Genomic DNA, 12,116 nt, shown 5'->3' on the forward strand with positions numbered 1-12,116 from the left:
GCGGAAACGCTCCGGCAACGGTACGCCACCCTGTGGGCCCGGCTCGGGGGGAGCGGGCCCACAGGGGATCGCTCACCGCATCGCGGCGTGGCGGGCGGTGTCGGCGGCCTGTCTCATCGACTCGACGAGCAGGTCCCGGTACTTCGCCGCCGTGGCGGCGTCTCCTGCGGCGATGGCGTCGTCGATCGCGGACAGTGGCTGCACGGCGTAGCCGGTGTAGAGACCCGGTGCGTAGACCATGTGCTTGAACCACTCGCGGCCGGGCAGCCCCTCTTCCTGGATCAGGGCGCGTTCCTGGGCGATCAGCGCGTCGTTGATCGCATCGAGGCCGTGGCCCTCGGCGCGGACCGCCGCGTTCTCCAGTTGCCGTGTGGCCGCCCGCCAGTCGCGGGCCGCGTCGTAGGCGGGCCGGAGGTCGACCACGGCAGCGTCGGCCTGTGCCTCGTCCAGCGCCCGCAGGTGCCGTACCACCTCGACCGCGTAGTCGGAGTAGGTCATCGGCAGGACGTCGGAGTCGGCCATGCGCAACGCGAACGTCCCGGCGTAGGCGGCGGCGACCGCGTGGTAGGTGTAGCCGGGGTCGAGGAAGTTGCGCATCATGTGCAGGTCGTCGTAGGCGCTGTGGTACTCGCCCGCGGGGGTCGAGGTCCCGAAGTCGGCCGACGCGATGCCGAGGTGGTCGAGGAACGCGGTGTAGTCCGAACCGCTGCCCAGCCGCCCCGGCACGGGACGCTGCGCGCCGGAGGACTGCTGCCAGTTGGCGTACACCGTGCCGTGGTTCGGGTCCGCGACCTCCTTCGCGATGTCGGTGAGCACCTCGTCGAGCGCGGGCACGGAACTGGCGGAGAAGTTCTTTCCGCCGCCCGCGCCGTCCATGTTGAGGTAGACCACCGCGTTGTCGACGAGGTCGGCCCGGTGTTGCTCGGCCCACTCGGTGGCCCCGAGCAAGCCGTACTCCTCACCGTCCCAGCCCGCCAGCACGATGGTGCGCTTGGGACGCCATCCCTGGTCGAGCAGGGTCGACATCGCCCTGGCGGTCTCCATCAGGGTCACCCATCCCGACACGTCGTCCTTGGTCCCGTAGGCCCAGGAGTCGTAGTGGGCGCCCAGCACCACCTTCTGTTCCGGATACACCGAGCCGGGGATCTCGACGACGACGTCGTTGACCGGGATCTGCTCGTAAGCGATGTCCAGATCGAGGTGGACGGTGGTGGGGCCGGGGCCGACCCGGTAGTCGAGGTCCAGTCCACCCTGCCAGTCCTCCGGGGCTCGCGGGCCTTCCAACGCGGCCAGCAGGTGTTGGGCCTGGCCGTAGGAGATCGGGGTGGTGGGGATCGCGGGCAGATTCTCGGCTTCGGACGGATCGAGTCGCGGGGTGCCGGGAACCGACGGCTCGCCGGGGGTGAGCGGGTCGCCGGGGTAGGTGAAGAGGTACTGGACACTGCCCCGCTGGATGCCGTCGGCGTTGCGCCACGGTCCGTCCGGATAGACCGGCCCCCGCGTGAAGCCGTCGTCCGCGGGATCGGAGTACAGAATCACCCCCGCCGCACCGTGTTCCTCCGCGACCTGCGTTTTGACCCCACGGAAGCTGTTGCCGTAACGGGCCAGCACGATCTTGCCCTCGACGTCGACGCCCAGCTCCTCGAGCTTCGCGTAGTCCTCGGGAAGGCCGTAGTTCACGTAGACCACGTCGGCGGTGACATCACCGGCGGGGGAGTAGGCGTTGTACCCCACGACGACGTCGTCGAAGTTCTGATGCCACGGAAAAGGTGGTTCCTTGACCTCCAGCGACCGGTGTTCGGGGCCGGTCATCGTCACGGCGATGTTCTCGGGCACGGAGGCGTAGACGTCGTAACTTTCCAGCTTCGCGTTCAACCCCCAGGAGGTGAGCATGTCGACCGAGTACGCGGCCCGGCGGGCGGCACCCTCGGTACCTACCAGGCCGGGATAGGTCGACATCGCCTCGCTCAGCCGCGCGGCGCTGTCGGCGCTCACTTCCTCCCGGAGCACGCGTTCCCACTCCCGTGGGTCCTCCGATTGGTGCGGCGCCGCGACCGCCGTGGTGGCGGCGACACCGGTGACGAGCCCGAGGGCCATCACCGTCGAACCGAGGGTTCTCCTGATCCGTCGGGGTGCCGACAGGTGTGTCATCCCGTCCTCCCGCTCAGAGGGGGCGAATACCGAACACACCCATACTCACAGTGCGCGACGAGTTTCGTGCTTTTGGTAACCGGGACGAGTGGCAACCTTCGGGGGTGCGAGTGACCGGAAGGGAGCGTCGAGGGCGGTGAGAACCCGGGGACGGCATGGCGTGATCGCCCGTGGTGCTCGCCACGTGGAACCCCGCCACGTCGGCGGGTAAGGTCCTTCGGTGGTCACACTGACGGGTGTGATCAGTTGGCTGTGCATCTACCGGCCGTCGGCACTCCGACGGACAGCGGCGGCACTCAACCACCGCGTCCGCGGAGGTGTTTCATGACGCAGACGGTCGAGAAGATCTCGTCCTCACCCTCGCCGAGCCTGCTCCGCACGGCCGGGCTTCCCTACTTCCTCATCGCGTTCGCCGCGCGGCTGCCGTTCGCGATGATGGTGGTCGGTGTCCTCACGCTCGTCGTCTCCGCGCGGGACTCGATCTCCCTCGGGGGCCTCACCTCGGCCTCCGTCGGCGCGGGGACCGCGTGCTTCGGCGCGCTCATCGGAGCGGCCGCCGACCGTTTCGGGCAACGCCCGGTGTTGCTCGTGATCGCCGCCGCGAACTCCGCGATGCTGCTGGCCCTGGCGCTCGTCGCCTACAGCGACGCTCCGGACGGTGCCGTGCTGGCGGTCGCGTTCGGAATCGGCGCCACGGCACCCCAGGTGGCACCGATGTCACGCTCCCGCCTCGTCACGTTGATCACCCAACGGATGGAGCCCTCCCGCCGGGAACGGACCCTTTCGTCCACAATGGCCTACGAGTCTGCGGCGGACGAGACCGTGTTCGTCGTGGGACCGTTCATCGTCGGGCTTCTCGCCTCCGCCCTCGCCCCGTGGGCGCCGCTGGTGGGGGCCGCCGTGCTCACCGTGCTGTTCGTTGGCGCGTTCGCCCTGCACCCGAGTGGCCGTCTCGTCGCCGCGGAGCGGAGCGCTGACGGGACGGCGCCGTCCGCGGTGCGCGAGTTGTTCCGTGCCCGCCTGCTCGTCGTCGTGGTCGGGATCTTCGGGGTGGGCACGTTCTTCGGCACGATGCTCACCTCGCTGACCTCGTTCATGGACGACCGTGGTCTTTCCGAGCGGGCCGGGCTCATGTACGGGGTGATGGGCATCGGTTCCGCGGCGTTCGCGCTCGGCGTCGCGCTTCTGCCCGCGCGGTTCTCATTGCGTGCTCGCTGGGCGACGTTTTCCGCGATCCTGTTCGCCGGCAGCCTGCTGTTGCTCGCCGTGGACGACGTGGCCGGGATGGCCGGCGCCCTGGCCCTCATCGGCGTCGGTATCGGTCCGACGCTGGTCACCCAGTACAGCTTCGGTGCCACGCGCAGTCCGGCGGGGCGCACGGCCACCGTGATGACGATGCTGGGTTCGGGGGTCATCGTCGGCCAGTCGTTGGGGGCCGCCGTCACCGGTGAGGTCGCCGAGCGCGCCGGAACGCACCCGGCTCTCCTGCTTCCCGTCCTGGCCGCGGCGGTCGTCGCCGTGGCGGGGGCGGTGAACTGGTTCCTCACCGGTGCCCGGAACGAGAACCGGTAGGCGGACTCAGCAGTCCCCGTCGAAGCAGAACGACGACTCGGCCTCGCGGGTCTTCACGACCTCCAACCGGATCTCCGTGTCCGTGGACCGCGTGCCGGTGGGGGTCTGGTCCACGACCTCCCAGTTGGCGTAGTTGAGCGCGAAGGCGTGCCCGTCGACCGGAACGACCTCCACGTCACGGAAACCGGCGTCTTTCAGCTCGTCGTAGGCGAGAGACAGCAACTCGCCCTTCACGTCGGGAACCTCGGCCATGGTCGGGGCCTCCACCTCGGCCATGGCCGGATCCTCGTCGGTTCCCGTGACACTGCTGCCGACGTCGACCGCGATGCCGGTCTCGGCGCTGGAGTGGGTGGTCCTCACCTCGTCGTCCCCACCCTTGGAGAGGGTTCCGATGAGGGCAAGGACGACGACGGCTCCCGCGCCGATGGCGAAGTTCCTCGATGTGTCGGACACGAACGAACCTTTCCGGATTAGCTGGACGGTGAAGGATGGGAAACATCCACTCCGGGTACGAAGGACAGCGCGTCGCATGACGCGAGCGCGGCGTTCGAGACCGACTATTCACGCGATCGAGTGACATGCATCGTGGTGTGGGCGTTCGAGCTTCAAAGTTCCGCGCCGTAGACCCTGACCCGCTCGATGTGGCCGCCGAAGTGCCACTGGGGGCCCGCGTCGTCGACGTTGCGCCCCACCCAGAGCCCGTCGAGCCCGGTGAGATGGCCGAAGAATCCGGAGTCCTCGCTCGATGCCGCCCGGACGCCGTCCACGTGGACGCGAGTTCCCGTGGCGTCGGTGAACACGACGACCGTGTGGCGGTCGCCGTCGGCGATCGAGGTTGAGCCTTGAGTACGGACGAGGTACCGGCTGTCCTGCCGTACCTCGAAGTACGGGACTCCGCTGTTGAGCGACACGGTCAGGTTCGTGGAGGGAGCACCGGTGTCGGAGGCCGACAGCAGCGCTCCGGCGAGTTGCGTGGCCGAGGTGCGGACGTCGACCACGATCGCGCCCTCGGTCAGGTCGCGCACCGACGGCAGGGCGGCGGTGAGGTCGGTGAAGTCGTCGACGCCGTCGTAGTCACGGGCCGGACCGGTGTCCAGTGTCGCGTCACCGCCGAGCACCGGGACCGTCGCCCGCGCCGTCATCCCGGCCGTCCCGACTCGCCAGGTCAGGGTGTACTCGCCGGTGCGGACATCCGAGCCCGGCGTGAGCGGAAACGAGACCACGGTGTCGGCACCGGGATCGAGCGCGGGAAGGGACTGGCGCGGCGCTTCGGCCGTCCAGCCCTCGGGGACGTCGAGCGTGAGGGAGTCGGGGACGCTGGGCAGGTGGCCGTGGTTGGTCACGGTGACCTCGACCGTGCCCGGCCTACCCGCTTCGCCGAGATCCGTGCCGCGGATCTCGGCGCGGAGTCCATTCCGCCCGTCGGCGGGACAGTCGGCGCCCAGCCAGGCGGCGTTGAAGCGGACGAACGTGAGGTGTTCGTACGCGCCGCGCTCGTACAGCAGGCCGAACGAGTCGTTCCCCAGCTCGACCAGGGTGGAGTAGCCCGCCGCCCCGGACTCCACGGTCTTCGCGATCGGCCAGCTCTCCCCGTCGTTGCAACTCATCCTGACGGTCAGGTTGCGGCGTTGGTCGGGGTCGGCGGTGTTGGAGAACATCAGCCAGTGGGAGCGCGGGTCGGAGGTGGTGGCGTTCTCGTCGTACCGGATGATCGCCGCGTTGTTGGTGGGGTCGACCAGTTCGTCGTCGGCGATGGGGCTGCTGTAGGTGACACCGCCGTTCGTGGAGTAGGCGACCAGTCGGTAGTCGCCGCCGGCGGTGCGACTGTTGAGCATGATCCGGCCGTCGGCGAGTTCGACCGTCTTGTTCTCGTCCATCAGTGGTCCGACGGGTTCGCCCGCCCGCCACGTCTCCCCGTGGTCGTCGGAGTAGGCGCTGACCGCCCAGATGCTGCCGTCGTCCTTCCGGAACGCGTACTGCTGGATCAGCCTGCCCGCGAAGGGGCCGTGCTTGACCTGGATGCCGGTGCCGGAGGACGCGAAGATGCCGTACCAGGACGGGTCCTTCACCTCTTCGGTCAGTCGGCGTTCGGTCCAGGTGCGGCCGCCGTCGTCGGAGTAGGAGTAGTCGAGGTGGATCAGGTTCGGGTCGTCGTTGTCGTTGCCGGGGCCGGAGTTCCGGAAGCCGTTGCCGGTGGCGTAGAACAAGTGGACGCGGCCGGTCTCGTCGTCCACGATCAGGCTGGGGTCCCCCGAGCCGACCGTGGTGTCGCCTCCGGCCACGACGACCGGCTCGCTCCAGGTGCGGCCGCCGTCCTCGCTGCGTCGGACGAGGACGTCGATGTCGCCGGGCAGGTCGCCCGCGCCGTCGTTGCGCCGGTCGTAGGCGGCGAGCAGGGTGCCGTCGGGCAACTTCTCCAGCGCGGGAATACGGTAGGTGTGGGCTCCCTCGCCGGAGTGGGCGAGGTCGACCTGTTCGAACAGCGGTTCCTCGGCGTGTGGTCGAGGAGTTCGTTCCTCGGCGGAGCCGGGCAACGCGATCGCGGTGACGCTCGTGGCGAGGCCGACGACGAGCGCCAGGGAGCGGAAAACTCTCACGGTACCTCCCGGGACGGCAGGGGAAGGCACCAGACATCAGACGTGGGACGACCGTAGGAAAGTGGGCGAACCGCGTCAAGCCTCTTTTCGGCCGCTTGTGTCCGGGATCGGGGACCTCTACAGTCCCAGGCTGTCTCGGCATCAGACATCAGACGTCAGATGCTGCGCCGTCGGGTTGTTCGCCCGAGAAGTTCGGCGTGCCCTCGGGCGAGGGGTTTGAGTCCACAATGTACTCCAGGGGGAGTCGGGTTCGACGAGCTTCCCGGTGGTCTCGGGGTGCGGTCCGGACCGCGAGGGCCGCCGCGGCGAGCGGGGCGAGCGCCGGTGGGTTTCCCGGAGTGGCGGTGGTGGTAGTCGAGCGGTCGGAGCATTCCGGCGCCCCGCGCGGTCGCCCCACGGAGGAACCCGGGAGGAAAGCCATGGAACCACCGCGCATCCTGGTGGTCGGCGGAGGGTTCGCCGGCGTGGAGTGCGTGCGCCGGCTGGAACGACTGCTCGCCCCCGACGAAGCGTCGATCACGCTGGTGGCCGCGCGTAACTATCAGCTCTACCTGCCGCTGTTGCCACAGGTGGCGGCGGGCATGCTCACTCCGCAGTCGGTCGCGGTGTCGCTGCGCAGGCTCTTTCGCCGCACCCGGATCGCGCCGGGGGTGGCACTCGGGGTGGATCTCGACGCGAAGGTCTGCGTCGTCCGAGGCATCTCCGATCGCATCCGTATCGAGCCGTACGACTACCTCGTGCTCGCACCGGGCAGTGTCACGCGCACGTTCGACATCCCGGGGCTGGCCGAGCACGCCCGCGGCATGAAGACCCTCGCCGAGGCGGCGTACCTGCGGGACCACGTGATCGCCCAGCTCGACATCGCCGCGGCCGTGCCGGAGCGCGAGGAGAAGGAAGCCCGGCTGCAGTTCGTGGTGGTGGGCGGCGGTTACTCGGGCACGGAGACGGTGGCGGCGCTGCATCGGCTCACCGCCGCGGCCGCCGATCGGTATCCGGGGCTCGACCCGAGCATGATCAAGTGGCACCTCGTCGACATCGCCCCCAAGCTGATGCCCGAGCTCGGGGAGGACCTGGGGGAGAAGGCCACGAGTCTGCTGCGGCGTCGCGGCGTCGACGTCGCGCTCGGGGTGTCGGTCGCCGAGGTCGGGGAGGAGACCGTGCGGCTGACCGACGGCCGGGTGCTGCCGTGCCACACCCTCGTTTGGACCGCCGGGGTGCAGCCGAGCCCGCTGATCGGCACGCTCGACGCGGAGACCGAGCGCGGGCGGCTCAAGGTCACCGAGTACATGGACGTTCCGGGGCACCCCGGCGTGTTCGCGGTCGGGGACGCCGCCGCGGTGCCCGACATCGCCAAGGGGGACGGGGCGATCTGCCCACCCACCGCGCAGCACGCGCAGCGGCAGGGGCGAATGGTGGCCCGCAACGTCGTCGCCGCGCTCCGAGGGCAGCCCATGGTGCCGTACCAGCACCGGGACATGGGCCTGGTCGTGGACTTGGGAGGCACGGACGCGGTGGCCAATCCGCTGGGGGTGCGGCTGACGGGCCTGCCCGCGCAGACCGTCACCCGTGGCTACCACATGATGGCTCTGCACACGTCCGTCGCCAGGGCGCGAGTGTTGACGAACTGGGTCCTCAACGCCACGGCCGGGGACGACTACGTGCGCATGGGATTCCTGGCCAACCAGCCCGCGACGCTGCGGGATCTGGAGCAGACCGACGCCTACCTGAGCAAGGAGCAGATCCGCGACTACGCCCGTGCTTCCGGCGTGTCCCGGTAGCGGCCGGGGGTGTTCGTCACCGTTCGGTTCCGGAAGTGGCGTCGTCCCCGGTGGTCTCCGGCGTGAGCCGGGCCCGAAGCACGTACGCCACCACGACCGACACGATGACCAACGGCATCACGACGAGTCCGCTGGAGAGCAACAGCAGGGTGGCGAGCAATACCGACACGAGGGGCAGGCCGAGCATGGCCACGCACATGGCCCCGATGCCCATCGCGGCGGCCGGAACGGGGTCGAGTCCGGGGAGGTGGGACAGCAGCAGACCTCCGGTGGCGCCGAGGAACATCGCCGGGAACACGGGGCCGCCCCGGAACGCGCTGAGTGACACGCCGTACGCGACGGCCTTGCACACGAGCAGCAGTGCCAGCGTCCCGGCCGAATACCCCGCGCTCTCGACCAACAACGGCCCCAGCGCCTCCTGACCGGAGAACAGCACGTCGTCCGTGCCCTTCGGGGTGAGCACCGCGTAGAGGAAGGCCAGCAGGCCCACGACGAGACCCGCCCCCGCCGTGGCGATGACGACGCGTCGCCGGACTCCGTCCCGCAACGTGCGGCCGAGGCGGTGGAGCGCGGCACCCAACAATGCCGCCCCGATGCCGATGACGAACGCCCACCCGAACTGCGCCACCGTCAGCTCGGGCACCGGCGGCAGGTCGGGCACCGTCAGCGACGGCTTCGGCAGGCCGGTGACCGAGTCCAGACCGCTGAAGAGCAAGGCTCCGAGGCCGGAGGCCAGCAGTCCGGGGACGAGGAGCACCGACGTCCGTCCCGTGCCCGCGCCCGCGACCTCCATCAGCAGGAACGCGCCGAGCAGCGGGGAGCCGAGCAACGTGCTGATGGCGGCGAAGCTTCCCGCCGCCCCGATCAGTGTCACGGCTCGGTCGGGAGCGTCACGGTCGAGCGCGCGCACCGCCCGGGCCGCGAGTCCACCGCCGAACGCGATCAGCGGTGCTTCGGGGCCCAACACCGCTCCGAACGCCAGCGTGCCCAGCGCCGCGAGCACGATGCCGGGCAGGTTCCGCGCCCGAGGTGGACGTCCGGCGTGGAAACCGTCCACAGGGGATTCCCCGCCCGCGCCGGGGAGGTAGCGGATCACGAGCCCTACCGCCAGTCCCCCGATCGTCACCACCGGCAGCGGCCACCATGCCGGTGCTCCGTTGAGACCGAACGCGTGCGGCAGGTCGTCGAACAGCCAGTGCCGCGAGTACAGCGAGAGCTGGAGGAACCCGTACGACACCAGCGCGACGGGCAGGCCGAGCGACCCCGACAGCACCAGCGCCTTCAAATAGTCGCGGGAGCGCAGCAACTCCAGCGGGCTTCGTGGCGTGCCCTCCCGGTCGGACGGACCTTGCGGTGGTGCCCGTTCCGGACCCGCTTTGCCGCTCATGCCTCAAGTGTGCGGTCCTTCGGGGGTGAGTGCAGAGGTTTCGAACTCGTGGCCGCCTCGACGAGTGCGGCGACCGATGCCCTGCCGGAACCGCGTGACGTGCGTAGGCTCGATCGTCAGAACGCCACCGGTGTCTCGACGATGATCACTAGCGCCCACGGGCGGGGCCGACCCACCGCGAGGGAAGGGACGAGATGGCATTGCAGGTGATCGACTCCCCGGGAGACAGCGCTCCGCCGTGGCGCGCGTACGGACGGTTCCGGGCCACCACGACGTGGAACACCGGCCTTCGGCGAGCGGGGTCACCGACTGCATGACCGGCGAATCCACCCGCGGACGGAACCGAGGAAAGCGTCGGGCACTGCCGGGCCAGGTGCCCGCCCCGATGCGCCGGTTCCTCAGCACCGAGGCGGGGAGCGCGGCGGTGCTCCTCGCCGCCACGATGGTGGCGTTGCTGTGGGCGAACTCGCCGTGGTCGGCCACCTACGAAGCCGTGTGGGATACGGAGCTGTCCCTGTCGCTGGCGGGCTGGGAGCTGTCGATGAACCTGGAACACTGGGTCGTCGACGGGCTGATGGCGCTGTTCTTCTTCACGGTCGGGCTGGAGGTGCGCCGGGAGTTCTCCGTCGGGGAACTCACCGACCGGCGACGCGCCACGATCGCGATGGTCGCGGCGGGTGGCGGGCTCCTGGTTCCGGCGATGGTCTACCTCGCCCTGGCACCGGGAGGCGACGCCGGGCACGGCTGGGGAGTGGTCATCGGGACCGACACGGCGTTCTTGCTCGGCGCGCTCGCCGTGGTGGGCCCCACCTTCTCGACCCAGCTCCGTGTCTTCCTGCTGACGTTGACGGTGATCGACGACATCATGGCCGTCAGCGTGATCGGGATCTTCTACTCCGAGTCGATCGACCCGGTGGCTCTGCTCGTCGCGCTGCTGTTCGGGGGAGTGCTCTGGGGGCTCGGGCGGCTCGGCGTGTGGCGCGCGAGCCCCTATGTCATCGCCGTGATCGGGTTGTGGCTCGCCACGGTGGAATCGGGGCTTCACGCCGCGATCGCCGGAATGCTGGGCGGGCTTTTGGTGGGCGCTCGCAACCCCGTCCGGGAGGAGGTCGAGCAGGCGGCACGTCGGTTCCGCGCGTTCCGCCAGTCGCCTCGGGTGGACGTCGGGCGTACGGCCCGGTGGGGATTGGAACGCGCGATCTCCGTGAACGAGCGGCTCCAGGCGGCCGTGCACCCCTGGGCGAGTTACGTCGTCGTGCCGTTGTTCGCCCTCGCGGAGGCCGGGGTCGACCTCCGGAACGGGGTACTCGCCGAGGCGCTTACCTCGCGACTCACGTGGGCGGTGGTCGTCGCGCTGGTGGGCGGCAAGCTCGTGGGGATCAGCCTGAGCACGGTGATCGGGCTGCGGGTAGGGCTGGGCCGGTTGCCTCGGGGAGTCGGGCTCGGGCACGTCGTCGGGGGTGCCGCGCTGTCGGGGATCGGCTTCACGGTGTCGTTGCTCATCGCGGGGCTCGCCTTCGACGACCCGGTGCTACGCGACGAGGCGGTCGTCGGAGTCCTGGTGGCCGCGGTGCTCGCGACGGCCCTGGGGTGGGTGGTGTTCCGCGTCACCGCGCGGTTCGGTGGGCGGCCCGACGCGGATCTGCCCCGCAGGCTCGATCCGCCGGTCGATCCGGTGAAGGACAACGTCCGAGGGAACCCCGACGCCCCGTTGACACTCCTCGAGTACGGCGATTTCGAGTGTCCCTTCTGCTCCCGCGCCACGGGGGTGACCCGTGAGTTGCGGGCGAGGTTCGGCTCGGACCTGCGATATGTGTTCCGGCATCTGCCGCTGTCGGACGTGCACCCGCATGCCGAGTTCGCGGCGCGGGCCGCAGTGGCGGCGCGCAGGCAGGACAAGTTCTGGGAGATGCACGATCTGCTCTTCGCGCACCAGGACGAGCTCGAGTTCGAAGACGTCGTCGGCTACGCCTCGGAGCTGGGGCTGGACGTCGAGACGTTCCTGCGCGATCTGGAATCCGAGGAGACGGCCGCCGTGGTGCGCGCGGATGTGGCGAGCGCGGAGGCCAGCGGGGCGAGAAGCACGCCGACCTTCTTCGTCGGGGAGCATCGGCACGTGGGCCCGCACGACACGGAGACGTTGGCCGAGGCACTCGAATCACTCCGTGACCGGTCGGGCGTCTGACGTGGCGGGCACGGGGCGCGCCCCGGCGCTCACGCCTGCGTCCGCACGGGTGTGCCGGCGTGGTGCAACAGCAGCCACGAGCCCGCGGACCGGGCCCAGATCGACGTCCGCAGTGAGATCGCCCCGCCGCGGCGGGCCGTGTAGGTGAGCAGGATCGCGTCCGGTCCCAACCGCACCGGACGGAAGTCCTCGGCGACGATGCGCTCCGCCGTGTCCGACCTCGTCGCTTCCACGACGGAGCGGCGATCCCACACCCTGCCCGTGGAGCCGAACTCGCGGAAGTCGTCGTGCAGCAGTTCTCGCACCGCGTCGTCGTCCGCCCTCACCGCCGGGTCGAGCAGTCGCAGCTCGCGGGCGATGACGGTCTCGAAGTCCCGATCCACGGGGACGATCCTGCCTCACCGAGCGGACACGCCGTCGCCGTTACTCGTGCTCATCCCAGAATT

The 12,116-nt window shown here is 70.0% G+C and carries 8 protein-coding genes; 3 read left to right on the forward strand and 5 right to left on the reverse strand.

Annotated elements, in window-relative coordinates; all coding sequences use genetic code 11:
- Positions 1 to 72: 72 nt before the first annotated feature.
- Entirely contained in the window at positions 73 to 2,151 is a 2,079-nt protein-coding gene (locus SACGLDRAFT_RS09605) for a M28 family peptidase (RefSeq protein ID WP_005464046.1), read from the reverse strand.
- Between the two features lie 324 nt (positions 2,152 to 2,475).
- Here SACGLDRAFT_RS09605 and SACGLDRAFT_RS09610 point away from each other — a divergent pair, with 324 nt between their 5' ends.
- Positions 2,476 to 3,723 carry an MFS transporter gene (locus SACGLDRAFT_RS09610; protein WP_005464048.1) on the forward strand — a complete coding sequence of 416 codons (1,248 nt, stop codon included), beginning with the start codon at positions 2,476 to 2,478 and terminating at the stop codon, positions 3,721 to 3,723.
- 6 nt (positions 3,724 to 3,729) lie between these two features.
- Here the strand turns inward: SACGLDRAFT_RS09610 and SACGLDRAFT_RS09615 are convergent, their stop codons facing one another.
- A complete protein-coding gene (locus SACGLDRAFT_RS09615; protein WP_005464050.1) occupies positions 3,730 to 4,176 on the reverse strand; it encodes a hypothetical protein in 447 nt (148 codons plus the stop codon).
- A gap of 152 nt (positions 4,177 to 4,328) precedes the next feature.
- A complete protein-coding gene (locus tag SACGLDRAFT_RS21860; RefSeq protein WP_005464052.1) occupies positions 4,329 to 6,320 on the reverse strand; it encodes an exo-alpha-sialidase in 1,992 nt (663 codons plus the stop codon).
- 419 nt (positions 6,321 to 6,739) lie between these two features.
- Here SACGLDRAFT_RS21860 and SACGLDRAFT_RS09625 point away from each other — a divergent pair, with 419 nt between their 5' ends.
- Positions 6,740 to 8,098, forward strand: coding sequence for an NAD(P)/FAD-dependent oxidoreductase (locus SACGLDRAFT_RS09625; protein WP_005464058.1), 1,359 nt, complete (start codon positions 6,740 to 6,742; stop codon positions 8,096 to 8,098).
- A gap of 16 nt (positions 8,099 to 8,114) precedes the next feature.
- Here SACGLDRAFT_RS09625 and SACGLDRAFT_RS09630 read toward each other — a convergent pair whose 3' ends face one another.
- Positions 8,115 to 9,485 (reverse strand): chloride channel protein, encoded by a 1,371-nt coding sequence (locus SACGLDRAFT_RS09630; RefSeq protein WP_005464059.1) that lies wholly within the window; start codon positions 9,483 to 9,485, stop codon positions 8,115 to 8,117.
- 313 nt (positions 9,486 to 9,798) lie between these two features.
- Here SACGLDRAFT_RS09630 and nhaA point away from each other — a divergent pair, with 313 nt between their 5' ends.
- Positions 9,799 to 11,670 carry a Na+/H+ antiporter NhaA gene (gene nhaA / locus SACGLDRAFT_RS09635; protein WP_051036250.1) on the forward strand — a complete coding sequence of 624 codons (1,872 nt, stop codon included), beginning with the start codon at positions 9,799 to 9,801 and terminating at the stop codon, positions 11,668 to 11,670.
- A gap of 29 nt (positions 11,671 to 11,699) precedes the next feature.
- Here the strand turns inward: nhaA and SACGLDRAFT_RS09640 are convergent, their stop codons facing one another.
- Positions 11,700 to 12,053 (reverse strand): nuclear transport factor 2 family protein, encoded by a 354-nt coding sequence (locus SACGLDRAFT_RS09640; RefSeq protein ID WP_005464062.1) that lies wholly within the window; start codon positions 12,051 to 12,053, stop codon positions 11,700 to 11,702.
- Positions 12,054 to 12,116: the final 63 nt, after the last annotated feature.

The sequence above is a fragment of the Saccharomonospora glauca K62 genome (genome assembly GCF_000243395.2).
In the GTDB taxonomy this organism is placed as follows: Bacteria; Actinomycetota; Actinomycetes; order Mycobacteriales; family Pseudonocardiaceae; genus Saccharomonospora; species Saccharomonospora glauca.